Here is a 23,525-nt window from a genome sequence, read left to right on the forward strand (position 1 = left end):
CAAGCGGGCCGGTCCTTCGATACGCCGTTTCGACAAGCTCGACGTCTACTCGGGACGAACGGGATGGGGTTTCTTGGTCCGGGGTAACCCGTGTGGCAGGGTAAATCGATGGACGAGATGGTTCCCCCACTCATCCATATGCCACCTAGCCATTAGACAAGCGCGCCCGTGCGCCTATATGAGCGGCGGGGGCGGTCACAACGCATCCCGCCTTCTTTGTTTCCAGGACGATCACACGCATGGCATCCGCAGCCGACCAGATGGCGCAAAGCATCAGCCTTTCGAAATTCGCGAAGGCGACCGACCTCAAGAAGCGGTTGTGGTTCACGATCGGTGCGCTGATCATTTTCCGCCTGCTCAGCTATGTCCCGCTGCCGGGTGTCGACCCGACCGCGCTCGGCTTGCTCTCGCAGCAGACGCAGGGCGGCGTGCTCGATTTCTTCAACACCTTCTCGGGAGGTTCGCTCAGCCGCATGTCGCTGATCGCGCTCGGCGTGATGCCCTACATCACCGCCTCGATCGTGGTGCAGCTCGCGACCTCGCTGTCGCCGACGCTCGCCGCCATCAAGAAGGACGGCGAATCGGGCCGCAAGCGCCTCAACCAGTATACGCGCTACGGCACCGTCGGGCTGACCGCAGTGCAGGGCTATTTCATCGCCGTCGGCCTTGAGACGCTCGGCGCCGCGCAGGGCATCCAGGCGGTTATCGAGCCCGGTATGATGTTCCGCGTCGCCGCGGTCATCTCGCTGATCGGCGGTACGATGTTCCTGATGTGGCTCGGCGAGCAGATCACCAGCCGCGGTATCGGCAACGGTGTCTCGTTGATCATCATGGCCGGCATCGTCGCGCATCTGCCCGTTACGCTCGTCAACCTGCTCGAAGGCGGCCGTTCGGGCTCGCTCGATCCAATCAAGCTGATCGGCATCGTCGTCGCGGTGGTCGTGCTGATTCTGTTCATCTGCTTCATGGAGCGAGCGCAGCGCCGCATCCTGATCCAGTATCCCAAGCGCCAGACGCAGCGCGGCATGCAGGCCGATCGCAGCCATCTGCCGCTGAAGATCAACACTGCCGGCGTCATCCCGCCGATCTTCGCATCGTCGCTTCTGCTGATGCCGCTGACGATCTCGCAGTTCGCCGGACAGCGCGTCGCGGGTGAGTCGAAGTGGGGTGACTTCATCATTACGCTCAACCAGTACCTGCAGCACGGCTCGCCCGTGTACATGCTGCTGTACGGCGCCGGCATCATCTTCTTCTCGTTCTTCTACACCGCGGTCGTCTTCAACCCCGAGGAAACCGCCGACAATCTGAAGCGCAATGGCGGGTTCATCCCCGGCATCCGCCCAGGCAAAAACACCGAGAATTACTTCGATTACGTGCTGACGCGCATCACCGTGATCGGTGCGGCGTATCTGACGATCATCTGCCTGTTGCCCGAATATCTGGTGACCGCATTGCAGATCCCGTTCTACCTCGGTGGTACGAGCCTGCTGATCGTCGTCAACGTGACGATGGACACGGTGACGCAGATCCAGTCGCACCTGCTGGCGCACCAGTATGGCGACCTGATCAAGAAGGCGAAGCTCAAGGGCAATCGACTTCGTTAAGCTGCGGGTCTAACGCGGTAAAAATCCTGCACGAACGAGGGGAGTGCGTTTCGTGAATATCATCCTTCTTGGACCGCCCGGCGCGGGCAAAGGCACGCAAGCCGCCACGCTCGTCAACGAGCGCGGCATGGTGCAGCTTTCTACCGGCGACATGCTGCGCGCAGCCGTCGCCGCCGGAACGCCGGTCGGCCTCCAGGCAAAGTCCGTCATGGAATCCGGCGGTCTCGTCTCGGACGAGATCGTGTCGGGCATCATCGGCGAGCGTCTCGATCAGCCAGATGCCGCGAACGGCGTCATCTTCGACGGCTATCCGCGCACCGCGGCGCAGGCCGAAGCGCTCGACGGTCTGCTTGCCGATCGCGGTCGCACGCTCGACTACGTCATCGAACTCGGCGTCGACGAAGCCGCGCTGATCGACCGCGTCGTCGGCCGCTACACCTGCGCCAAATGCGGCACGGGCTATCACGATCGCTACAAGAAGCCGGTTGTCGCCGGCGTCTGCGACGTCTGCGGCTCGACCGAGTTCAAGCGTCGTCCCGACGACAATGCGGAAACGGTCCATAACCGCATGGCCGAATACCGCGCGAAGACGGCACCGATCCTGCCCATCTACGACGCACGGGGCTTGGTCCACCGCGTCGACGGCATGGCCGACATTGCGCACGTGGGCTCGGCGATCGCTGCGATCCTCGACAAGAAGTAGGCATGTTCCGCCGCAAAGGCGTGAGCCCAAACTGGGCTCACGCCTTTGCGCGCCCCCTCCGTCATCCCGGCGAACGCCGGGACCCACGGATACGGCGGACCAAGCGATAGCGAACTACCACCACCCACTCCGCAACCATGGTCCCGGCGTTCGCCGGGATGACGGGGTAGCAAGTTGGGTGGATTTCTCGGACGCTTTCGTCTCAGCCCCACAACAACATCAACATGACGAAATTGTCACTCCTCGGTCATCGCCCTGACCCCCGCCCGATCCTAGAACCGACACGTGGCCAGCAACGGTCGCATGAGTTTCCAGAGATCGGTGCCCGTCACTCCCGGGGGTACCGTGGGGGCCGGCGGGAAGGGTTCTTTCCGCCGGCCTTTCCGTTTATAAGGGCAGGAGATAGTGACCGATTTCGGTGGTAGGGAAGGTGATACCGCGTTGAGCCGCAAGATCCTGATCGTCGAGGACGACGCCTCGACATCCGCCTATCTTGCCAAGGGCTTGGCCGAGGCCGGCCATGCAATCGAAGCCTGTGCAGACGGCCGCGACGGCCTGTTCCTGGCAAGCGAGGGCATCTTCGACCTCATCATCGCGGATCGCATGCTGCCGGGCCTGGATGGCCTGTCGATGGTCAGCGCGATTCGCGCGGCTGGCATCGCCACGCCCGTCCTGATCCTGTCCGCGCTCGCCGCCGTCGACGACCGCGTCGATGGGCTCAAGGCCGGCGCCGACGATTATCTGTGCAAGCCCTTCTCGTTCGCCGAACTCTCCGCCCGAATCGAGGCCATGCTCCGCCGCTCCGACCGCGCCGCGACCGAGCCGCAGAAGACCAAGCTCTCCGTCGGTGACCTTGAGATCGATCTGCTCGCCCGCGCGGTCTCCCGCGCCGGCCGCTCGATCCCGCTCGGCGCCCGTGAGTTCAACCTGCTGGAATTCCTCGCCCGTCATGCCGGCCAGGTCGTGACACGCACGATGATGCTCGAGAAGATCTGGAACTATCACTTCGATCCGGGCTCGAACGTGGTCGACGTCCATATCGGTCGCCTTCGCCGCAAGCTCGAGGAAGGTTTCCCGACGCCGATCCTCCACACGGTCCGCGGCGCAGGCTATCGGCTCGCCGTAGAAGGGTGATTCGCCTCTCGGTAACAGCGCGAATTGCGCTCCTCTCGATCGCGCTTGCGCTGATTTCCAACCTCGCGCTGGTCGGCTTCGTCTGGAAGACCACCAGCGCGGACGCGATCGACGCAATCCGGCGCGAGACCACTGAACAATCGGAAGCCCTGCGCGCGGTCTGGCGTAACGGTGGCCTCCCCGCGATCCGCCAGGCGATCGACAGCGCAGTCGTCCCCGGCGACGTGTCGCTCGTCCTCGCGGTAGTCGACCCGAAGGGCAGGGCAGTCGTCGGCATCGCGCCTGAACGGCTCGCAGTCCCGCTCCGCATCACGCAGTTTCGCATCGCACGACTCGGCGCCGACGAACTCTGGTCCGCACGCGAGACAGGGTACGCGCTCCATCCGCTCGGCAGCTACTGGCTCCTGACCGGCCGCAATCTCGACCTCATCGCCGCGGAGGAACGCGCGATCGAACGCGCACTCGCGGTCGCCGTGTTCCTGTCGCTCGCGCTCGGCGTGGTCGGCGGGCTGGTCCTCACGCGATACGTCAGCCGCCGACTCGACGGCATCGCCAAGGCGATCGAGGCGGCCGGCGAAGGCGACCTGTCTCGCCGCGTCGATATGATCGCGGGCGGGGGTGACGCGTTCGACCGCCTTGCCGCCCGCCTCAACGTCATGCTCGGCAAGCTCGAAGGCGTGATGGCCGAACTGCGGATCGTTACCGACAGCCTCGCACACGACCTCCGCTCGCCGCTCGCGCGCTTGCGCACCAAGACCGAGCAGGCGGTGCTGATCGCCGATCCCGACGCTCGGGAAGCGGCGCTGGGCGGCCTCCTGGTCGAAACCGACCTGGTGATGCGGATGCTGACGATGGTGATCGAGATCAGCCGCTCGGGCTCCGTCTCGCGAGACCGCTTCATCGAGGTCTCGCCCGCGAACCTGCTGGAGGAGATCGGCGAACTCTACGCGCCCGTCGCGGAGGATGCAGGCCTCGTCTTTACGATCGCGATCGACGACCGCCCGCCGTCGATGAAGCTGCATCGCGAACTCATCAGCCAGGCGATTACCAACTTGATCGACAACGCGCTCCGTCACGGCGCCGGCGGTGGCGAAGTCACGCTCCGGATCGTCCACCGCACCGACGGCGTCGCGATCCAGGTCGAGGACCGCGGCCCCGGCATCGCCGCCTCCGACCGTGCACAGGCGTTGAAGCGCTTCGGCCGCCTCGACAGTGCGCGGTCCACCCCAGGCGCAGGGCTCGGGATGGCGCTGATCGAAGCCGTCGCGCGGCTCCACGATGGCCACTTCGAACTCGCCGACAACGCCCCAGGCTTGGTCGCACGCATAGTCCTCCCAGTCTGATCCTCCCCCGCAAGGGGGAGGTGACTGGCGCTTGCCAGACGGAGGGGGAGGAAAAGGTAACGCTCGGTCGCGTGTCCTCCCCCTCCGTCGCTACGCGCCACCTCCCCCTGGCGGGGGGGGATTAGCAGTGGCAACCGGTTGACCTACACAGCGACCGCGGCGAGACCGTGTTCATGACGACGCTAGCCTCCCACCGCCGCATCCTCGCCGCCAGCCTGGTCGGCACCGCGGTCGAGTTCTACGATTTCTACATCTACGCGACCGCTGCTGCGCTCGTGTTCGGGCCGCTGTTCTTTTCGGGACAGTCCGCCTCGGCGCAGTTGCTGCTGAGCTATGCGACGTTCGGCTTGGCCTTCGTTGCACGCCCCGTCGGCGCGATCGTGTTCGGGCATTTCGGCGACCGGATCGGGCGCAAGTCCACGCTCGTTGCGTCGCTGTTGCTGATGGGCGGATCGACCGTCGGGATCGCCTTCCTTCCCACTTATGCGCAGGTCGGCTGGATCGCCCCCGCTCTGTTGTGCCTGATGCGGCTTGGGCAGGGGCTCGGGCTTGGCGGCGAATGGGGTGGGGCGGCGTTACTGGCGGTCGAGAACGCGCCGCCGCACCGCAAGAACACCTGGGGCATGTTCCCACCGCTCGGCGCACCGGTCGGCTTCCTTGCCGCGAACGGGCTGTTCCTGATCATCGGACTCGTGCTGGACGAGGCGCAGTTCTTGGCTTGGGGCTGGCGCATCCCGTTCCTGCTCAGCGCGATCCTCGTTGGGCTTGGCCTGTGGGTGCGGCTGAAGCTGACCGAGACTCCCGCCTTCCTGGAAGCGGAGGCTACCGAGGCACTGCCCAAGGTGCCGATCGCAACACTTCTCACACAGCATCTTCGTGCGACGCTGGCGGGCACGTTCGGCGTCATCGCATGCTTCGCGCTGTTCTACCTCGCGACCGCATTCGCGCTTGGTTACGGCACCAAGACGCTCGGCTATTCGCGCGAGGCGTTCCTCGGCGTCGAACTGGTCGCGATCTGGTTCCTGGCGGGCGGCGTGATCGTAGCTAGCGTGCTCGCGGACCGGCATTCAGCAGCACGGATGCTGGCGATTGGGTTTGCCGGGTGCATCGGCGTCGGCGCGCTGATGGGGCCGATGCTGGGCTCCGGATCGCTGTTCACGGTGTGGCTGTGGCTGTCGGGCGCGCTGTTCGTGATGGGGTTCGCCTACGGCCCGCTCGGTGGCTGGTTGCCGAGCCTGTTTCCGGCGGGGGTGCGCTACACCGGCGTGTCGATGACGTTCAATCTTGGCGGCGTGCTGGGCGGTGCGCTGGCGCCGATCGTCGCGGAGGCACTGGCCCCGCATGGGTTGTGGCTGGTCGGCGGGTATCTGATGGCGGCCGGGGTGCTGAGCCTTGGTGGGCTGTTGATCCTCGGCCGCACGACCGAGAGGTAGAATGCTCTCCCGCTTTTGCGGGAGAGCATTCTTTTACGCCGACACTGGCCGCAACAGCGTCAGCCGCGCCTTGCCGTGCACGCGTGTGGCGTCGACCTCGAAGCCCGCCAGTTCGACGACCTCGGCCTTCGCCGTCTCCAGGCTGATCCACGTCGCCGGCCCGACCCAACCCAGTCGCGACAGCTTGTCGAGCGCGACCAGTCCGGCACCGGTGCTGTACGGCGGGTCCATCAGGATCACGTCGAGCGGCGCCGGCGCGGGCCCGAGCGCCATCACCGACGTTGCGCGGACATCACCGCGGATCTCCAGCTTGGCAAGGTTGGCCTTCAGCGAGTCGACCGCCAGCTTGTCCGATTCGACGAACATGCACGTCGCTGCACCGCGCGAGAGTGCCTCGATCCCGAGCGCGCCCGAGCCGGCGAACAGATCGGCGACCGCCAACCCTTCGAAGCTCCCGACGCGGCTCGTCAGCATGGAGAACAACGTCTCGCGCATCCGGTCGGCAGTGGGACGCGTGGAGTCACCCTTCGGCGCGACGATAGGGCGACCGCGCCATTGGCCTGCGATGATCCGCATCAGCGCTTCCCTCCACGTGGTGCACGGGGCGGATGACCGCGGCCTCCCGACGGACCCTTGCCAGGCGCAGTAGGACGACTGCCGCGTTCAGGCCGCGCCGGACTCTCCGACCGCACTGGCCGTGGCTCGGCGCCCGGACGCCCGCTGGCACTCCGCGCCGCGCGCTTGTCGAGCGAACTGCGCCCCCGCGAATCGTCGGCCTGCGGACGGAAGCCCCGCGGTTGTTCCTGACGCTGCACCGTAGCGCCCGCTCCGACGCGCGACGGCGCAGCGCGCTCCCGCGGAGGCTTGGCGGCGCGGAAATGCTTGATCTTGGGGCTCGTGCTCAGCTCCTCGCCGCGATCCGCACGCTCCTGCCGCACATACGGCTTGGACGTCTCGCCACTCGTCGGCCGGGCATGATGCGTCCCGGTCGGCCGCGCGACATTCCGCACATCGGGCCGCGCCCAGGGATCGTTGACGTCGCCGCGCTGCATCGCCGCGGTCGGGCGAATCCGCTCCGGACGTGCCGGTCGCGAAGGCCGATCGGTCGGTACCGCGCCGCTTGAAAAACCCGAGCTCGCAGGCGCCGCATACGGACTGCGAACCGGCGTACGCACGCCAGCAGCTGGCCGCGCCCCCGAAACCGGACGCGCACCCGGCGCCGGCCGTGCCGTCGGAGCAGGCCGGGCCGCGTTGCTGCCACGCTGGCTGGACCGCGCACCGATACCGGCGCCCGCACCGGCGCTCGCGCTGATCCCGATGTTCGCGCGCGCGCCCGGACCCTCGGGCCGTCCCTTCGCGAGTTCCTTCTGGAACGCGACGACGTCATGCTGGAGCACTTCGCCGATCTGCCCAGGCGGTAGGTCGCCGAGCACGAACGGGCCATAACGTGTCCGGATCAGCCGCGAGACCTGCAATCCGAGATGCTCCAGCACGCGGCGGACTTCACGGTTCTTGCCCTCGGTCAGGATCATCTCGATCCAGACGTTGGCACCAGTGCGCCGCTCGATATTCGCGTTGATCGAGCCGTAGCGCACGCCTTCGATCTCGATACCCTCGATCAGTTCCTCAAGCTGCGGCTGCGTGATGTTGCCATACGCACGCGCACGATAGGCACGCTCGACACCCGTCGCGGGTAGCTCGAGCTGGCGCTTGAGCCCACCATCGGTGGTCATCAGCAACAGTCCCTCGGTGTTGAGATCGAGCCGCCCGACCGGCACCAGCCGCGGCAGATCCTGCGGCAGGCGATCGTAAATCGTCGTGCGACCGGCGGGATCGCGCTCGGTGACGAGCAGCCCGGTCGGCTTGTGATACAGGAACAGCCGAGCCGAACTCGGAGCTTCGACCGGGTCGCCGTCGACCGTCACGCCGTTGAGGTTGCGCAGGATGGTCGCGGGCGTGTCGAGAATGCTGCCGTTGAGCGCGACGCGCCCCTCGGCGATCATCCGCTCGATATCGCGGCGCGAGGCGATCCCCGCACGGGCGAGCAGCTTGGCGATACGGTCGCCCTTGATCGGTGCGGCCGGCGTTTCGGAGGAGGTTGCGGGCGCGTCGTTCGACGGGCTGGCAGTCGGGTTATCGTCTTTTGAAGTCGTCATGGCGCGGCTGATACTATGGATCGGCGTCCAGCGCGAAAATATTTGCGACCGTTCGCCCGCAAGCGCGTTAGGACACGCGAGCGTAACGATCCTTCGTTCGCATCCGGGGGTCTTTCGGCGATGTTGTTCGGGAAGAAGAAGCGGCAGATCGTCCGGCTCCTCGTGGTCGAGGACGAGCCACTGGTCGCGTTCGATACCGAATATTTCCTGACCGACGCAAAGTTCACGATCGTCGCGACTATCGACCGGGTGGCCGAGGCGCTTCCGATCCTGGCGAGCGACACGGTGATCGATCTGGTGCTCGTTGACGTCAACCTCGCGGATGGCTCGGGTATCGACGTCGCACGTGCGGCACAGGCTCGCGGTGTGCCGGTGATGTTCGTGACGGGAAGCTGCCCGGTCGAGGCGACTACGTTGGCCGCAGGCTGCATGGCCAAGCCGTACATGCCGCGCGACCTGATCGCCGCGATCGAGGCGATCGAGGCAATGCTCGGTGGCCGCAAGCCGACACGCGTACCGTCTGGCTTCACGTTGTTTCCGCGGACGGCGTGACGTTTCCCCACGCTCCATCGCCTGACGGGTAGCGCATCCGCGATTTCCCGTTAGGGTCCGCGCGAGCGAGTGGGGAGCGTAAGTGCGATGAACGGAACCGTAGGCAAGCGCTGGAGCGACGGCTTCCGGCCGTATGCGGAGAAGGCGCCGCTGGGAGCATTGGCGCTCGGCATATCCTCGGGCTTTCCGTATGCGATGATCGGCGCGACGCTGACGACGCGGCTCGCGGCTAGTGGTATCGACAAGAAGACGGTGACGGCGTTCAGCCTCGCCTTCCTTGTCTACAATCTGAAGTTCCTGTGGGCGTGGGTGGTCGATGGCGTCCGGCTGCCGATCATCGGGAGACTGGGCCAACGCGTTTCGTGGTTGATCGTGACCGCCGCGCTTGTCGTCGCGGCGGTGATCAATCTTGCCTTGGTCGATCCTGCCGCGAGCATTGCAGCGACAGCAACCGCGGCGATCCTGGTCGGCGCGGCTGGGGCAACCTTCGACGTCGTGATCGACGCATTCCGGATCGAGACGCTCGAACCTCGCCAACTGGGCGTCGGGTCGGGAATGAGCCAATATGGCTGGCGGATCGGCTCGGCGGGTTCGGGGGCGTTGGCACTGGTCGTTGCCGAGCGCGCCGGGTGGAACGCGGCCTATCTGGCGTGCGTCGTCTTTGCATTGCCCGCGGTCTTGGCGGGTTTGGTGCTGGGCGAGCCCGAACGCCGCCGTCCGCCGATCGAACGCCGCGGTCTCGCGGAGGGCTTTCGCGCGATATGGGGGCCGTTCGTCCAGTTCTTCTCGCGCGAAGGGGCGTTCATCGTCCTCGCCTTCATCCTGATTTTCAAGGTCGGCGACACGCTCGCCAATCTGACGCTGCGGCTGCTGTTCGACGACCTCGGTTTCACCGGCGACGAGATCGCGTTCTACGATGTCGGGATCGGCTTCATCGCCTATCTGGTGGGCATCTTCATCGGTGGCATCCTGTACGCGCGGATGGGTATGAAGCGATCGGTGCTGCTGTCGCTGGTGCTGATGGGCGTCTCGAACCTGTCGTTCGCGGCGCTGGCGGCGGCTGGGCACTCGAACTTCGGCATGGCGGCAGCGATCGGCTTCGAGAACGCGTCGAGCGGTTTTGGCGGCGTCGTCGTGATCGCGTACTTTTCGGCGCTGTGCGATCTGCGCTTCACCGCGGCGCAGTTCGCGCTGATCTCGGCGGCGGCAAGTATCGTCGGACGGATCGTCACCGGCACCACTGCCGGTGCCTTGATCGAGGCATTCGGCTATGTCGATTTCTATCTACTGACGACCGCCCTCGCGCTGCCGGGCATCGTCCTGTTCTGGTGGATGAGTCGGTCGGGGATGATCGACCGTTCGATCGGCAGCGCGGGCGTCGAGGGTGAAGGCGACGCCCGCGCCGGCGATCCGGTCTAGCCCACCGCTACACCGTGATCGGGCGTCCCTCGTCGGCAAACGCCGCTGCGACCGCGGCGGCGCTGGCGAGGACGCCGTCGATGCGACGGACGCCGAGCAGGTCGGCCATAAGATAGCGTGCGATCTCGGGCGCAGTTTCGACGCGCGCGAGCACCGACAGCATCGCCGATTCCGCCGGCGTCATCCGCGCGCAGCAGCACGGGGCGATCGCGATCGTACCCGCCGAAGTACCGGCAAGGTCCGCCATCAGTGCCCTCAGCAGGACCAGCGGGCGACGGAAGCCTTGCCCGAACGCAGTGAACATCGTGTGCGATGCGCGGGCGTCGGCGAGGCCGTGTGCGCCCATCCGCCGCATCGCGAACAAGGCGATTCGCGCGTTTTCACAAGGCGGTAGCGCATGGGGCAGCAGCGAGGTCGCGCTGGCGATGGTCTGTGTCGAGGCGGCCGTCGAGTTGGTCGTCGAATTGGGGCGGGTATCGGTCATTCACGCGACTCCGTGGTGGTGCCCACAAAGTCGCCCGTTGGTTATTGATAGTCAATAGCAATAAGAACTTAGTCCGGCGGTTGGTCGTTTGCGGCGAGCACTTCACCGGCGAGGTAGAGCGAGCCGGCGATCAGCACGAGTTGCGGCTGGTCGGTTTGCACGGCGATCGAGGCTAGCGCTTCACTCGGCGTGGCGTCTGTTCCGGCGGTCTTTCCGAACGATCGGGCCAGCGTCGCAAGTTCCTCGGGCGCGTGATGGGCGTGGCCGGGGACGGGGATGGCGATGACATGGCCGACCGATGGCGACAGGATGCGGATCACGGCATCTGCATCCTTGTTCGCGAGCATGCCCAGGATCAGCGTTACCGGGCGGCCCTTGGCGAGTGTCCGCAGAGAGCGCGCGACCGGTTGCGCGGCGTTGGGATTATGTGCGCCGTCGAGCCACAACTCGCTGCCCTTGGGCAAGCGCGCGAGCAGCGGGCCATCGGACAATCGCTGCATCCGCGCGGGCCAGTGCGCCCAGTCGGCGGCGGCGCGCATCGCGGCTTCGGGGATGTGCAGCGCGCCCTGGTGACGGAGCATCGCGATCGCGAGCGCGAGGTTGCGAGACTGGTGTGCGCCGACGAGCCGGGGGCGGTTGGTGACGACCGAAAAGCCGGTGTCCTCGTAGCGGACGGTCGAGCGTGCGGTCTCGCTGCTCCAGGCGGTGCCGCGGGCGAACACGGGTGCGCCGGCGGCATCGGCGACCGCAGCGATCTTCGCGCGGAGGGCCTTGGGATAGTTCATCGTGACGAGCGGCACGCCGGGCTTGGCGATGCCTGCCTTCTCGCCGGCGATCTCCAGCAGCGTGTCGCCGAGGAACGACTGGTGATCTATGCCGAGCGCGGCGATGCCGGTGACGACCGGGTTGGGAATGACGTTGGTCGCATCGAGCCTGCCGCCAAGCCCGACCTCGACGATCGTCGCGGCAGCGGGCGTGCGCGCGAAGGCGAGGAACGCGGCGGCGGTGGTGACTTCGAAGAAGCTCGCCTGGAGGTCGGCGGCGTGGTCGAGCACTTCCGACAACAAGGCGGCGAGCAACTCGTCGTCGATCAGCTTGCCCGCGAGACGGATACGCTCGTTGAAGCGGACGAGGTGGGGCGAGGAATAGACGTGGACACTGTGCCCGGCGGCTTCGATCGCGGCGCGGAGGAACGCGCAGGTCGAGCCTTTGCCGTTGGTGCCGGCGACGTGGAACACCGGGGGGAGATCGAGGTGCGGGTCGCCGAGGCGGCTCAGGAGCGCGGTGATACGCTCGAGACCGAGAATGTCCGCACCGGGCGACAATGCGGTCAATCGGTCGAGCTGCGCCTGAACTGCGGGCGACGAGGAAACGGCGTGGTCGGGCATTCTTCTGGGCTCCCTCTCCCCTCCGGGGAGAGGGCTGGGGTGAGGGGCTGTACCGGGGCGCGGCGCTGCTGGGCTGCCCCTCACCCCGACCCTCTCCCCGGAGGGGAGAGGGAGTAGGTTCGTTACGCGGCCTCGCGCGCGCTGAGATACCCGATCACCGTACCGAGCTGCTCGCGCAGGTCCTTCCGGTGCACGACCATGTCGATCATCCCGTGCTCGAGATAATATTCGCTCGTCTGGAAATCCTCGGGCAGCTTCTCGCGGATCGTGCTCTCGATCACGCGGCGACCGGTGAACGCCAGCGTCGCCTTGGGCTCGGCGATCTGGACGTCGCCGAGCATCGCATACGCCGCCATCACGCCACCCGAGGTCGGGTCGGTGAGCACGACGATGTACGGGAGGCCGGCGTCGTGCAGCATCTGGATCGCGACCGTGCTGCGCGGCATCTGCATCAGGCTGAGAATGCCCTCCTGCATGCGTGCGCCGCCCGATGCGGTGAAGATCACGTAGGGAACGCGGTCCTCGATTGCCGCCTCGACGCCGCGGACGAATGCTTCGCCGACCGCCAAGCCCATCGAGCCACCCATGAAGCCGAAATCCTGCACGCCGACGACGACGCGGTGGCCGTCGATCGCGCCGCGTGCGTTGATCAATGCGTCCTGCTCGCTGTTATCGGTCCGCGCGGCCTTCAGGCGATCGGTATACCGCTTCTGGTCGCGGAACTTGAGTGGATCCTCGGGAACCTTCGGCGCCGGCAGTTCGCTGCAGCTACCCTCGTCGAACAGCTGGGCGAAGCGAATCTTCGGCCCGATGCGGTCGTGATGATCGCATTTCGGGCAGACATACAGATTGTCCTCCAGCTCCTTGGTGAAGACCATCTGCCCGCAGCCCTTGCACTTGTGCCAGAGATTCTCGGGCGTCTCGCGCTTCGCGACGAAGGGCAGAACGTTGCGGACGCTGTTGAGCCAGCTCATGCGGGAACCTTTCGAGCCGAAGCGACGGCGTCGGCGAGAGACTTGATATAGGCGCGGACCGGCTCGGCCGCAGCGGCACCGTGCTGTGCGACGAGTTCGACGATCGCCGAGCCGACGACGACGCCGTCGGCGACGCGCGCGACGTTCGCCGCCTGCTCGGGCGTACGGATGCCGAAGCCGACCGCGATCGGGATGTCGGTCTGTGCCTTGAGGCGAGCGACGGCGTCCTCGATCGAGGATTGCTGCGCCTGCTGGAGCCCGGTGATTCCCGCGACCGAGACGTAATAGAGGAACCCGCTGGCCCCATCGAGCACGGTCGGCAGCCGGGCGGCATCGGTGGTGGGCGTAGCGAGGCGGATCAGGTCGATCCCGGCGGCACGCAACTGCGGGCCGAGCGCATCATCCTCTTCGGGCGGTACGTCGACGCAGATCACGCCGTCGACGCCAGCGTTGGCAGCCGCCTCGGCGAACCAGTCCGCGCCGCGCCGGAGCATCGGGTTGCCATAGCCCATCAGCACCAGCGGCACGTCCGGATGCCGCGCACGGAACGCGGTGGCAGTGGCGAGGATGTCCGCAGTGCGCGTGCCTTGCGCCAGGCTGCGGATGTTTGCGGCCTGGATAGCGGGGCCGTCGGCCATCGGATCGGTGAACGGCATGCCGAGCTCGATCGCATCCGCCCCGCCCGCGACGAGCGCGTCGAGGATCGGGCCGGTGGCCTCGGTGGTGGGATCGCCTGCGGTCACGAACGCGACGAGCGCGGCGCGGCCAGCGGCGGCCGTGTGCGCGAAGGTGGCGGCGAGGCGGCTCAAATCGCCACCCCGAGTGCTTCGGCGACGGTGAAGATGTCCTTGTCGCCGCGGCCGCACAGGTTGGCGAGAATGATCTGGTCCTGCCGCATCTCGCGCGCCTTCTTAGTCACGGTCGCAATCGCGTGCGATGGTTCGAGCGCGGGGATGATGCCTTCGGTCCGGCACAACAGCTGGAAGGCGTCGAGCGCCTCCGTGTCGGTGGCGCTGTCATACTGGACGCGGCCGATATCGCGTAGCCACGCATGCTCGGGGCCAATGCCCGGATAATCCAAGCCGGCCGAGATCGAATGCGCCTCGGTGATCTGGCCGTCCTCGTCCTGCAACAGATACGTCTTGTTGCCGTGGAGCACGCCGGGGAAACCGCCCGCAAGGCTCGCCGCGTGCTGCTTGTCGAGGCCATGACCCGCTGCCTCGACGCCGAGCATCTGCACGTCGGCATCGTCGAGGAACGGATGGAACAGTCCGATGGCGTTCGAGCCACCACCGATCGCTGCGACCAGCATGTCGGGCAGGCGACCGACGCGCTCGAGCATCTGAGCGCGTGCCTCGGTGCCGATCACGCTCTGGAAATCGCGCACCATCTCGGGATACGGATGCGGGCCGGCAGCGGTGCCGATGATGTAGAAGGTGTCGTGGACGTTGGCGACCCAGTCGCGCATGCCCTCGTTCATTGCGTCCTTCAGCGTGTGCGCGCCCGACGTGACCGGGCGGACCTCGGCGCCGAGCAGCTTCATGCGGAACACGTTGGGCGCCTGACGCTCGACGTCCTTCGCGCCCATGTAGATCACGCAAGGCAGGCCGAAGCGCGCGCAGACCGTGGCGGTGGCGACGCCGTGTTGGCCAGCGCCGGTCTCGGCGATGATCCGCGTCTTGCCCATCCGCATCGCCAGCAGGATCTGGCCGATGCAGTTGTTGATCTTGTGCGCGCCGGTGTGGTTGAGCTCGTCGCGCTTGAACCAGACTTGAGCGCCCATCCCCTCGGGGGCGGATTCGCGGAGCGCTTCGGTCAGTCGTTCCGCGTAGTAGAGCGGGCTCGGGCGGCCGACATAATGTTCGAGCAGGTCGTCGAACTGCGCCTTGAAGGCGGGGTCGGCCTTGGCCGCGCGGTACGCCTCGTCGAGTTCGAGGACGAGCGGCATCAGCGTCTCGGCGACATAGCGGCCGCCGAAGTCGCCGAAATGGCCGCGCTCGTCGGGCTGGGCGCGGTAGGAGTTGGGGGCGAGGGGAGCGTTCATGCGGAGCGCTTTAGCATCTCGGGACGGTGCGCCAAGCCCTTGTATCCCCGTGAAGACGGGGATCCAGTCTGGGCACCCGCCTTCGCGGGTGAACAACTCAGGAGGTCGTTGCCCTCAGGAACGCCGCGATCCTGGCTTCGTCCTTGGTACCGGGTTCGCTTTCGACCCCGGAAGACACGTCGACGAGTTCCGTGCCGGTCCGCCGGATCGCCTCCGCCACGTTCGTCGGATCGAGCCCGCCCGAGAGTGCCCAGGGCAGCGGATGCCTGAAGCCGTCGAGCAGGTCCCAGTCGAACCGCAATCCCATCCCGCCGGGCATCGCGGCCGAGTCCGGCGTCTTCGCGTCGTAGAGGATGCGGTCGGCGACTCCGACGAACCCGTGCGCCGCGTCGAGATCGCCGCGCGTGCGAACCGCGACCGCAACCCAGGTCTCGATCCCGAACTTGGCGCGGATTGCGGCGGCGCGTGGCGGTGTCACCTTGTGGAGTTGCAGCACGTCCAGTGCCGCCGAACCGACCGCCTGTTCGAGCATGTCGTCCTCCGGATCGACGAACACGCCCACCTTGGCGACATGGCCCGGTACGCGCGCGGCAAGTTCGGCTGCCTTCGCAAACGTCACGTGGCGGGGTGAGGCGGGAAAGAAGACGAACCCGACATGACTCGCGCCGTGCCGGATCGCGGCGTCGAGCGTGGCGAGCGTGGAGAGGCCGCAAATTTTCGTTTTCTTCATGCGCGTCTTGCTAGTGCGTTCGTGGAGGCCAAACCAGTGCAGTCTGATCAAGACCATTCCACCGACCTGTCCGAATATCGTCAATTCGCGACGGGCGCGGGGCGCTGGATACTGCCGGTCGTCATCATCCATCTAGAGGGTGTTATGAACCTGCGGCGAAGGCAGCGACCTGTTTCATCATTAGGCAAGCGAAGGCGACGACGTGAAGTCCTGCGAGTGTTTCGGCGTAGCGCTCGTAATCTTTGACGAGACGTCGGAAGCGTGTCGCCCATGCGAATGATCGCTCGACAACCCAACGTCGTGGCAGGAGGACGAAGCCACGTTTGGCCTCAGGCAGTTTGACGACCTCGAGCGCGATGCCATGCTTGGCCGCCGCGCTGGCAGCCCGTGCGCCGGTATAGCCCTGATCGACCCACGCGAGCTCGACTGCGTCGTTGGTGACGGCTTGGACGGTCCTCGCGAGCCGTTCCACCTCGCCGCGATCCTCCGCGCTGGCCGGCGTGACGTGGAGCGCCAGCAAATGACCCAGCGTGTCGACGGCCATGTGAATCTTCGAGCCCTTCTTGCGTTTCCCGCCGTCATAGCCGGCACGCTCGCCGCTCTCGGGCGTGGAGCGCAGAGTCCGGCTATCGATGATCGCGGCGGTCGGCTCGGCCTTGCGGCCTGCGGCCAAGCGTAACACCGCGCGCAGATCGTCTACCAAGGCTTCGAAGCACCCCGCCGCCAGCCAGCGCTGCGTCTGCTGGTACACCGCCGCCCAGGGCGGAAGGTCGTTCGGCATCCACCGCCACGGCGCCCCCGTCTTCACGATGTAACGCAGTCCGTTGAAAACTTCGCGCAGGTCGTGCTCTCTCTGCCCGGCATCCTCGCGCTGCAACAATAGGTACGGCGCGACCAGCGACCACTCCTCGGTGCTGACGTCAGACGGATACGGCTTGCGGCAGATGTTCATTCAATACTGGATGAATCAGGCCCGCCTCCAAGTCCATAACAGCCTCTAGCCGCGATCGATGGATTGGTGCGGATTTATACCGGCTATTCGCTGACGTCGTGGTTGCCAACCGATCGGCTGGTAGCGTGGGCATGGGTAAATGGCGGTATGTTCACGATCGCCGCGTTCGCGGTTCGGCGGGGCCACTGGAACGTCGGCGCTGGGGCGTTGCGAGGCTGGCGGGCGCGGATGACGGCCATCACCTGGATCGCGCTCTCGGCCGTGTGGTTCTGCCTTCCCGAGATACTGACTGCTATCCGCGCGATTGCCGTCCCAACTGGTAACGGCGGCGAATGGTAAAGGGGGCTAGGTACGCCCCCTCGTCAGAGCGTCGCGGCCATTGCGCGGGCGGCGGTGTCGGGGTCCTCGGCCTGCGTGATCGGGCGACCGACCACCAGGATCGAGGCGCCGGCGTCCATCGCCTGGCGCGGCGTGACGACGCGTTTCTGGTCGCCGATCTGGCCATCGGGAAGGCGTACGCCGGGGACGACGAAGAACCCCTTGGGCCAGATCGCCTTGGCTGCCGCGACTTCGGCGCCCGAACATACGATACCGTCGACGCCTGCCTCGCAGGCAAGCTCGGTCAACCGCGTGACCTGGTCGTGCGCGCTGCCGACTACGCCGGTCGCCACGAGATCGGACGCGTCCAGGCTCGTCAGCATCGTGACCGCGATGACCTTGGTGCCGATCGGTGCCGCTGCCTTGGCATCCTCCAGCATCGCGCGACCGCCGCTGGCATGGACCGTCAGGATCGCTGGTTCGAGCGCGCCCAAGGCCTGCACTGCCTTGGCGACCGTGTTCGGAATGTCGTGCAGCTTCAGGTCGAGGAAGATCGGCAGGCCGAATTCCGCCATCGCATGCACGCCGGGCTGGCCATGCGCGGAAAAGAATTCGAGGCCGAGCTTGATCCCGCCGACATGATGGCGAACGCGAGTTGCGAGGGCCTTGGCGCGGGCGAGGTCGGGCGTGTCGAGCGCGACGAAGATACGGTTGGTCATCAGGCGACGCTCGGCGGAATGGTGGTTGGTGTAACGGTGGTCGGCGTAACGATTGCGGACGTATCTGCCGGCACCCCAACCGCCGGCACCGCAACCACTGTCTCGGCCCGCGGCGTACGCAGGTCCGCCAGCGAACGCTCGCACGTCGCGAGGCGCTGACGCAGCCGCCACCGGATCGCGTGATTGTAGATCATTGTCGGGACGAACCCGATCAGGAACGTCACCAGCAGCAGCAGCGGCAGGTTCACGTCGGCGATCAGCCCACCCCAGAGCTGGATCTGCACCGCGTTCCAGTTGCTGATGGTGAACACTGCGGCGATGAACGCCAGCAGGCACCAGAACAGGATTTTCAGGAACTGCATGTGGCCACCTCTATCGCGTCCCTCGGTGCCGAAGCGCCGATGGGGACCCGAGAGCTACCGCCAGATCGCCCGTTTGGCCAGTCTTCTACCGAAGAAGTGCCGCCGTCAGCCGATTTCGGTACGCAACTGCGCGATCAGCGGCAGTATCGTGGTCAGCCTCGGCTCCTCCTCGTCGAGGATCGCCAGGAACGCGGAACGCTTGATCGCGGCAACGCGGCCGGGCTTCATCCGCACCGTCTGCGGCAAGGTCGAGACGGTGATGTCGATCATGCGCTCGGCCCCGTGGAGGCGCCCCCAGAGGTAATCATTCTCGCGGTAGGCGCGACTGAAGAACGCGCCGAACGTCCCGAACTGGATGCCTTTCAGCGTCGTCTCGGCTCCACCCGAGCGTATCGAGGTCGCATCGTCGGGCGCGATCCGGTCGACCTTGATCGGGTCGAACTCGTCGAGGCCTTCGCCTTGCAGCAGCGGCAGGGTCGCCGTGTCGAAATACGGGAAGCCGAGATAGGCGAGCAACAGCGTCCGCCGTGCAGGCTTCGCGAGGGCGGCGAACGCCTCCGCCAGCCGCAGGTCGGTCTCCGCATCGAGCCGGTCCAGATCGAACGTCCGGCCGAGCGTTTCCAGTACGGCGGTGGCGTCGCCTCTCATCGCACGCACCGCGTCGTGCAGCCCGACGTGCATCTCACCCCGCAGACGATCGAGGTAGGGCGACAGCGACTCGTAGATCGCATCGCGCATCGGCCCCAGCTCGGGCTCGTCGGCGGCCGTCTCAACCTCGGACAGGCGCCGCGCCATCAGCCGCAGCCGGCGGATGCGAAAGCCGATGTCGAAGGTTCGCAGGAACGCGATCGACGCAGCGCTTGCCCCGCCCGCGTGCCCCGAGCCAAGCAGGTCGGCACCCGACGCGGCGACGTGCGCGACGATCGCCGCGCGGATCTGTGCCAGCCGCCGGGGCCGGTGGTGCTCTCCGGCACCGAACAACAGCAACGCCAGCGTCTCGATCACCGCGCTGCGTTTAAGATGGCCGTACGCGACGAAGCCATAGCCCGAACTGACAGCGGCGGCCTTCTGCGCGCGACGCCGCCATGCGATCAGCCGTGGCGCGGTCGGCCGGTCGAGGAACAGCGTGTGGCCGAACAGCGATTCGACGTCCGCCTCCACTTCGGGGCGGATCGCGGTCAGGATCCCGCGCATCCGGTCGATCCGCGCCGAGCGTTCTGCGATCGCCTCCAGATTGTCGCGAATCGGCTGCTGGCGCGGAATGTCGCTGATCGCGCCGATGATTGTCTGGAAGAACCCCGGCGTGCCCTCGCCGCGATTGAGCCGGAGCTTGATGCCGGGGGAGGGGTCTATGTAGATGAAGCGCCGATCGATCTGACGGCGTGCAGGGCGTTCCTTCAGCGCATCCAGCGCCGGTCGGAACGGTGCGTTGGCGAGCACCGAGCCGTCGATCAGCACGGCGCTCTCGGCCGCGTTGGCAGCGGTATGGCGGGGCAGGACGCGTGCAAGGAAGTCGCGGCGTTCGGGCCAGGCGATCTTGCGATCCTTCAGCACCCCGTCGAGTTCGGCCACCGTGAACGGCGGGAACGCACCTGGAAAACTCGACGTCGCCCGCGCCGCAAAGGCGAGTTCGCCGGCAGGCGCCAGGGTATCGCAAACGCCACCATTATCCGTGAAATCGACGACCAGGCGGTGCTCGGTCTCGACCACTTCGGGCGGGGAGTTGAGCTGCAACCGCTCCGGATGGCCCGAAAAATCCGTCACCGTCACGAACAGGTCGAGCGGCTGGCCCGGCGGCAACAGCCGCGGTCCGCGGTCGCTCGCCGCCATCGCATCGAACGCGTCGAGCAGCAGGTTGGTGAAGGTCTTCCCCCCGAACGGCGGTTCGAACCAGCGCGATCGGATGAAGTGCGACAGCTTGGTCCGCACCTCTTCGCGCGTCGGCTCGTCGAGCGCCTCGACCTTGTCCGTGCTGCGCCCTGCCGCCATCCACGCCAGCGGCATCGCCCAGGCCTTCGAGAATCGCGACTTGGGCGCCGCCTCGGTATCGATCAGCGCCTCGACGTCCGCCGACGTCATCCAGAGGTCAGTCAGCGGATCGAGGCTCTGCCCGGTCGCGATCGCCTGCGCGAGGAAGATGCCGTTGATCCCGCCCGCACTCGCGCCGGCGATGATGTCCGCGAGCACGCGGACGCGGATCGACGCATGCTCTTCGATCTCCTGGAGCAGCGCGTGATAGACGCCCTCGCTGCCGCCCTTCGGGGTTTCGCCGTCGTGGAACCCGCGGCTCGCGCAGACCAGCCGCCAGATTTCCTTGGTGATGCCGTGCATGTAGACTGCCAGGCTGATCCCGCCATAGCAGACGAGCGCGAGGCGGAGTTCTTTCTCGCGCATTCTAGATCCTCGTCCCGTCTGCTCGTCGGTGTTCGATTACACGGGCTCCAGCATAGCCCAGATCGGCAGATGATCCGACGCTTTCCGCGCCGCCGGGCTGGCATGCACGCCGCATTCGACGATCTTGAGGTCCCGCGATACCATGATGCGGTCGAGCCGTGCGACCGCGCGGCGCGAATGAAAACTCGCACCGGTTTCGGCAAACGCATAGTCGCGTCCGAAATCGCGCAAGCAGCCGGCACCTGCGCTCCATTCGTTCAGGTCGCCCATCAGCACGGTCGGGTGACGATGCGCGCAGGTATCGACATGGTTCAGGATCGCCGCCGCCTGCTTGCGCCGCCAAAGCCCCGACAGATCCAGGTGCATGCCGAGTACGCGGACCGTATCCTCCGCGAGCCGCACGTCGGCCATTACCGCGCCGCGCGGTTCGAGCGCCGGCAGATGGATCGCCTCGCCGTCGATGACCTTTGCAGACTTGCGGACGAGGATGACGTTGCCGTGCCAGCCCATGCTCAGCGACCGCAGGCCGAAATCGACCGGCACCCAGTCGCTATGCTCCTCGAGCAGATGATGCGGCAGGACGCAGGCCTTCGCGCCGAACCGCCGATCGGCCTCCTGCAACGCAATCACGTCCGCATCGATCTCGCGCAGCACCTCGACCACGCGCTCGGGGTTACGCCGTCGATCGAGCCCGATGCCCTTGTGGATATTGTAGCTGGCGACCTTGATCATGCGTGCGGCGTATAACGCGACGGGCGCGATCCGGGTTGCAGAATGAGGCGCGCGGACCGAAAAAGCGGCGGCCCCAGGCTTTATCTCGCAGCAGGATGCGCGGGGTGGAGCAGGGGCCGGCGTGCTGCGTTGTGCATTCTTAGGCCACGGGTCAGGTCATTGGGGGAAATTTTGGTGCGTATTGTTTCGATCGGTGCATCGCTGCTGGCGATGACGGCTGCGCTTTCGGGCTGCGAGGTCAAGACGACGACCGCTGCGAACCAGCAAGTGCCCGCGGCGGCCGCGAAGCCGGCAGGCTGGACGAAGACGACCGCCGAGCAGTTGCGCAAGGCGATCGCGGCGCGGGGTGCCCATGGTCTGGACCGGATGAGTTTCGATGCGAGCGCGCAACCCGGCGCTGGCGACGCGGCGCTGACTAAGGTGGCGATCGCCTACGGCACGGCTTTGGCGCAAGGCGCGACGGACCCCGCCAAGCTGTTCGACGTGTACACCGTTCCCCGATCGAAGGTGGATGTCGCGCAAGGGCTGGCGGGTGCGCTTCAGGCGGGGGATATCGGCAAGTGGCTGTCGAGCCTCGCGCCGCAGGACGACAATTATGCGCGGCTGTCGAAGGCCTATCTCGCATTGCCCAAGCAGGAGCAGCCGGCGGGTGAGGTCATTCCGGACAATGGCGAGGCGATCAAGCCGGGGCAGGCCGACCCTCGCGTACCCGCAATCGCGCAGCAGCTCGTCGCGTTCGATTATCTCGATCGTGCGGCGGCGCAGGGCGATCGGCTGACCCCCGCGATGATCCTCGCGATCAAGAAGATGCAGGCGGATTACGGGATCAAGCCCGATGGCATGATCGGCACCGCGGCGCTGGGCATCCTGAACTTGTCCGATGCCGACCGTGCGCGTGCGATCGCGGTCAACATGGAGCGGCTTCGCTGGCTCGATCGCAATGCGCCCGGAACGCGGATCGACGTCAACCTCGCCGCCGCCCGCCTGAGCTACTGGCGTGACGGCAAGCTGGTCGACAGCCGCAAGGTCGTCGTCGGCGAGCCCGACAAGGAAACGCCGCAGCTCGGTTCGCCGATCTTCCGCCTCGTTGCCAACCCGACCTGGACGGTGCCGCGGTCGGTCGAGAAGAAGGAGATGGCGGGCAAGGGGGCTGCCTATCTTCGCGCCAACAATCTGGCGTGGAAGGATGGTTGGCTCGTCCAGCAGTCGGGCCCCAAGAACTCGCTCGGCCTCGTCAAGTTCGACATGACGAACGATCACGCGATCTACCTTCACGATACGCCTGCCAAGCAGTTGTTCGCCGAAATCCAGCGCCAGCGCAGTCATGGCTGCGTTCGCGTCGAGGATGCGCTCGGGTTCGCCGAGATGCTGGCCAAGGACGAGGGGGTCACCGACCAGTGGCACCAGGCGCGGGCGACCGGCAAGGAGACGTTCGTGAAGCTGCCGAAGGAAATTCCGGTCAGGCTGCTATACCAGACGGTGCTGTTCGACGACACGGGCGAACCGGTGATCCGCGCCGATCCGTATGGCTGGAACGACCGGGTCGCCGTAGCGCTCGGCCTCGGTTCGAGCGCGACCTACAAGCCGACCGCGCGCGACGCCGACGTCGGTCCGTAAATCCGCCGATCGGTCGAGGAGGGGAGGGCCGGCGGCCTTACCCCTCCAGCGTGGTGGTCGACGGGTAGTGCTTGTCGAGATGGCGCTTGATGATCCGCAGGTTGCGCGTGTTCGAGCGGAAGAAGAAGTCGGGGATCGCGCCGACGAACGGAATCATCCCGAATGCCCAGTCGATGCCGATGTTGCCGAACATCCGCGCCATCTGGATCTTCGACATGCCGATGTTGCGGGCTTCCCATGCCATCCACGTGCCGACCGCGGCGGCGATCGTGCTGCCGGCGAACGGTATGATGTCGAGCATGACGTCCATGCCGACCTTGCGGTTGGTGCCGGGGATGACGAACAGCCCCTCCATCACGCGCTCCATCGCTTCGACGCGGCGGCGGACCGACAAGGCGTCGCGGCCCATGGGCAAGGCATTGAAGTTGATGCCGGGCGTTATGCGAGTTGCGCGTGGGTTCATGACT

23 protein-coding genes are annotated in these 23,525 nt (G+C 66.4%); 9 read left to right on the forward strand and 14 right to left on the reverse strand.

What is annotated here, in order from left to right:
* Window positions 1-239: 239 nt before the first annotated feature.
* The 5 genes from secY (at window position 240) to C8J45_RS01890 (ending at window position 6,217) form a co-directional block, all read left to right on the forward strand.
* Complete coding sequence (gene secY, locus C8J45_RS01870) at window positions 240-1,604, forward strand: preprotein translocase subunit SecY (RefSeq protein WP_055872627.1); 1,365 nt, start codon at window positions 240-242, stop codon at window positions 1,602-1,604.
* A gap of 52 nt (window positions 1,605-1,656) precedes the next feature.
* A complete protein-coding gene (locus C8J45_RS01875; protein WP_107962186.1) occupies window positions 1,657-2,307 on the forward strand; it encodes an adenylate kinase in 651 nt (216 codons plus the stop codon).
* Window positions 2,308-2,748: 441 nt separating this feature from the next.
* Window positions 2,749-3,441, forward strand: coding sequence for a response regulator transcription factor (locus C8J45_RS01880; RefSeq protein WP_056050249.1), 693 nt, complete (start codon window positions 2,749-2,751; stop codon window positions 3,439-3,441).
* Window positions 3,438-4,784: a HAMP domain-containing sensor histidine kinase gene (locus tag C8J45_RS01885; protein ID WP_181321062.1), complete on the forward strand. Its 1,347-nt coding sequence runs from the start codon at window positions 3,438-3,440 to the stop codon at window positions 4,782-4,784. The genes C8J45_RS01880 and C8J45_RS01885 overlap by 4 nt, the downstream gene beginning before the upstream one ends.
* A gap of 173 nt (window positions 4,785-4,957) precedes the next feature.
* On the forward strand, window positions 4,958-6,217 hold the full coding sequence (locus C8J45_RS01890) for an MFS transporter (RefSeq protein ID WP_107961652.1): 1,260 nt from the start codon (window positions 4,958-4,960) through the stop codon (window positions 6,215-6,217).
* A 33-nt stretch (window positions 6,218-6,250) separates the two neighbouring features.
* Here C8J45_RS01890 and rsmD read toward each other — a convergent pair whose 3' ends face one another.
* On the reverse strand, window positions 6,251-6,793 hold the full coding sequence (rsmD, locus tag C8J45_RS01895) for a 16S rRNA (guanine(966)-N(2))-methyltransferase RsmD (protein WP_107961653.1): 543 nt from the start codon (window positions 6,791-6,793) through the stop codon (window positions 6,251-6,253).
* Window positions 6,793-8,373: a pseudouridine synthase gene (locus tag C8J45_RS01900; protein WP_107961654.1), complete on the reverse strand. Its 1,581-nt coding sequence runs from the start codon at window positions 8,371-8,373 to the stop codon at window positions 6,793-6,795. Before C8J45_RS01900 ends, rsmD begins: the two co-directional genes overlap by 1 nt.
* A 120-nt stretch (window positions 8,374-8,493) precedes the next feature.
* Between C8J45_RS01900 and C8J45_RS01905 the strand changes: the two genes are divergently transcribed.
* Together C8J45_RS01905 and C8J45_RS01910 are read left to right on the forward strand one after the other, a co-directional pair.
* Window positions 8,494-8,925, forward strand: a complete 432-nt coding sequence (locus tag C8J45_RS01905; RefSeq protein ID WP_093396871.1) for a response regulator — start codon at window positions 8,494-8,496, stop codon at window positions 8,923-8,925.
* An 87-nt stretch (window positions 8,926-9,012) separates the two neighbouring features.
* On the forward strand, window positions 9,013-10,344 hold the full coding sequence (locus tag C8J45_RS01910) for an MFS transporter (protein WP_107961655.1): 1,332 nt from the start codon (window positions 9,013-9,015) through the stop codon (window positions 10,342-10,344).
* A 7-nt stretch (window positions 10,345-10,351) separates the two neighbouring features.
* Here the strand turns inward: C8J45_RS01910 and C8J45_RS01915 are convergent, their stop codons facing one another.
* The 7 genes from C8J45_RS01915 to C8J45_RS01945 all read right to left on the reverse strand — a co-directional run bounded on the left by C8J45_RS01915 (window position 10,352) and on the right by C8J45_RS01945 (window position 16,916).
* Window positions 10,352-10,828, reverse strand: coding sequence for a DUF6628 family protein (locus tag C8J45_RS01915; RefSeq protein WP_244186687.1), 477 nt, complete (start codon window positions 10,826-10,828; stop codon window positions 10,352-10,354).
* Window positions 10,829-10,896: 68 nt separating this feature from the next.
* A complete protein-coding gene (locus C8J45_RS01920) occupies window positions 10,897-12,216 on the reverse strand; it encodes a folylpolyglutamate synthase/dihydrofolate synthase family protein (RefSeq protein ID WP_107961656.1) in 1,320 nt (439 codons plus the stop codon).
* 122 nt (window positions 12,217-12,338) lie between these two features.
* Complete coding sequence (gene accD / locus C8J45_RS01925; protein ID WP_056486848.1) at window positions 12,339-13,190, reverse strand: acetyl-CoA carboxylase, carboxyltransferase subunit beta; 852 nt, start codon at window positions 13,188-13,190, stop codon at window positions 12,339-12,341.
* Window positions 13,187-13,999: a tryptophan synthase subunit alpha gene (gene trpA, locus C8J45_RS01930; RefSeq protein ID WP_107961657.1), complete on the reverse strand. Its 813-nt coding sequence runs from the start codon at window positions 13,997-13,999 to the stop codon at window positions 13,187-13,189. Before trpA ends, accD begins: the two co-directional genes overlap by 4 nt.
* On the reverse strand, window positions 13,996-15,234 hold the full coding sequence (gene trpB / locus C8J45_RS01935) for a tryptophan synthase subunit beta (RefSeq protein ID WP_060526879.1): 1,239 nt from the start codon (window positions 15,232-15,234) through the stop codon (window positions 13,996-13,998). Before trpB ends, trpA begins: the two co-directional genes overlap by 4 nt.
* A 97-nt stretch (window positions 15,235-15,331) precedes the next feature.
* Entirely contained in the window at window positions 15,332-15,964 is a 633-nt protein-coding gene (locus C8J45_RS01940) for a phosphoribosylanthranilate isomerase (RefSeq protein WP_107962188.1), read from the reverse strand.
* A 142-nt stretch (window positions 15,965-16,106) separates the two neighbouring features.
* On the reverse strand, window positions 16,107-16,916 hold the full coding sequence (locus C8J45_RS01945; protein WP_107961658.1) for an IS5 family transposase: 810 nt from the start codon (window positions 16,914-16,916) through the stop codon (window positions 16,107-16,109).
* 66 nt (window positions 16,917-16,982) lie between these two features.
* Here C8J45_RS01945 and C8J45_RS01950 point away from each other — a divergent pair, with 66 nt between their 5' ends.
* Window positions 16,983-17,255 (forward strand): hypothetical protein, encoded by a 273-nt coding sequence (locus tag C8J45_RS01950; RefSeq protein ID WP_146168554.1) that lies wholly within the window; start codon window positions 16,983-16,985, stop codon window positions 17,253-17,255.
* 23 nt (window positions 17,256-17,278) lie between these two features.
* Here the strand turns inward: C8J45_RS01950 and pyrF are convergent, their stop codons facing one another.
* The 4 genes from pyrF to C8J45_RS01970 form a co-directional block, all read right to left on the reverse strand.
* Window positions 17,279-17,953: an orotidine-5'-phosphate decarboxylase gene (pyrF, locus tag C8J45_RS01955; RefSeq protein ID WP_107961660.1), complete on the reverse strand. Its 675-nt coding sequence runs from the start codon at window positions 17,951-17,953 to the stop codon at window positions 17,279-17,281.
* Window positions 17,953-18,315 (reverse strand): lipopolysaccharide assembly protein LapA domain-containing protein, encoded by a 363-nt coding sequence (locus C8J45_RS01960; RefSeq protein ID WP_107961661.1) that lies wholly within the window; start codon window positions 18,313-18,315, stop codon window positions 17,953-17,955. The genes pyrF and C8J45_RS01960 overlap by 1 nt, the downstream gene beginning before the upstream one ends.
* A gap of 105 nt (window positions 18,316-18,420) precedes the next feature.
* Complete coding sequence (locus tag C8J45_RS01965) at window positions 18,421-20,709, reverse strand: patatin-like protein (RefSeq protein WP_107961662.1); 2,289 nt, start codon at window positions 20,707-20,709, stop codon at window positions 18,421-18,423.
* Window positions 20,710-20,745: 36 nt separating this feature from the next.
* On the reverse strand, window positions 20,746-21,441 hold the full coding sequence (locus tag C8J45_RS01970; protein WP_107961663.1) for an endonuclease/exonuclease/phosphatase family protein: 696 nt from the start codon (window positions 21,439-21,441) through the stop codon (window positions 20,746-20,748).
* 174 nt (window positions 21,442-21,615) lie between these two features.
* Between C8J45_RS01970 and C8J45_RS01975 the strand changes: the two genes are divergently transcribed.
* Entirely contained in the window at window positions 21,616-23,058 is a 1,443-nt protein-coding gene (locus C8J45_RS01975) for a L,D-transpeptidase family protein (protein ID WP_258191226.1), read from the forward strand.
* 37 nt (window positions 23,059-23,095) lie between these two features.
* Here the strand turns inward: C8J45_RS01975 and C8J45_RS01980 are convergent, their stop codons facing one another.
* Window positions 23,096-23,521: a DUF4112 domain-containing protein gene (locus tag C8J45_RS01980; RefSeq protein WP_107961664.1), complete on the reverse strand. Its 426-nt coding sequence runs from the start codon at window positions 23,519-23,521 to the stop codon at window positions 23,096-23,098.
* Window positions 23,522-23,525 lie beyond the last annotated feature (4 nt).

The sequence above is a fragment of the Sphingomonas sp. PP-CE-3G-477 genome, from assembly GCF_003050745.1.
Classification (GTDB): Bacteria; Pseudomonadota; Alphaproteobacteria; order Sphingomonadales; family Sphingomonadaceae; genus Sphingomonas.

Coding starts and splice junctions, on each gene's coding strand:
- C8J45_RS01945 (WP_107961658.1), bottom strand. CDS start 16,916: ATGAACATCTGCCGCAAGCCGTATCCGTCTGACGTCAGCACCGAGGAG.
- C8J45_RS01915 (WP_244186687.1), bottom strand. CDS start 10,828: ATGACCGATACCCGCCCCAATTCGACGACCAACTCGACGGCCGCCTCG.
- pyrF (WP_107961660.1), bottom strand. CDS start 17,953: ATGACCAACCGTATCTTCGTCGCGCTCGACACGCCCGACCTCGCCCGC.
- rsmD (WP_107961653.1), bottom strand. CDS start 6,793: ATGCGGATCATCGCAGGCCAATGGCGCGGTCGCCCTATCGTCGCGCCG.
- C8J45_RS01970 (WP_107961663.1), bottom strand. CDS start 21,441: ATGATCAAGGTCGCCAGCTACAATATCCACAAGGGCATCGGGCTCGAT.
- trpB (WP_060526879.1), bottom strand. CDS start 15,234: ATGAACGCTCCCCTCGCCCCCAACTCCTACCGCGCCCAGCCCGACGAG.
- C8J45_RS01900 (WP_107961654.1), bottom strand. CDS start 8,373: ATGACGACTTCAAAAGACGATAACCCGACTGCCAGCCCGTCGAACGAC.
- C8J45_RS01890 (WP_107961652.1), top strand. CDS start 4,958: ATGACGACGCTAGCCTCCCACCGCCGCATCCTCGCCGCCAGCCTGGTC.
- C8J45_RS01920 (WP_107961656.1), bottom strand. CDS start 12,216: ATGCCCGACCACGCCGTTTCCTCGTCGCCCGCAGTTCAGGCGCAGCTC.
- C8J45_RS01940 (WP_107962188.1), bottom strand. CDS start 15,964: ATGAAGAAAACGAAAATTTGCGGCCTCTCCACGCTCGCCACGCTCGAC.
- accD (WP_056486848.1), bottom strand. CDS start 13,190: ATGAGCTGGCTCAACAGCGTCCGCAACGTTCTGCCCTTCGTCGCGAAG.
- C8J45_RS01960 (WP_107961661.1), bottom strand. CDS start 18,315: ATGCAGTTCCTGAAAATCCTGTTCTGGTGCCTGCTGGCGTTCATCGCC.
- C8J45_RS01980 (WP_107961664.1), bottom strand. CDS start 23,521: ATGAACCCACGCGCAACTCGCATAACGCCCGGCATCAACTTCAATGCC.
- secY (WP_055872627.1), top strand. CDS start 240: ATGGCATCCGCAGCCGACCAGATGGCGCAAAGCATCAGCCTTTCGAAA.
- C8J45_RS01905 (WP_093396871.1), top strand. CDS start 8,494: ATGTTGTTCGGGAAGAAGAAGCGGCAGATCGTCCGGCTCCTCGTGGTC.
- C8J45_RS01965 (WP_107961662.1), bottom strand. CDS start 20,709: ATGCGCGAGAAAGAACTCCGCCTCGCGCTCGTCTGCTATGGCGGGATC.
- C8J45_RS01910 (WP_107961655.1), top strand. CDS start 9,013: ATGAACGGAACCGTAGGCAAGCGCTGGAGCGACGGCTTCCGGCCGTAT.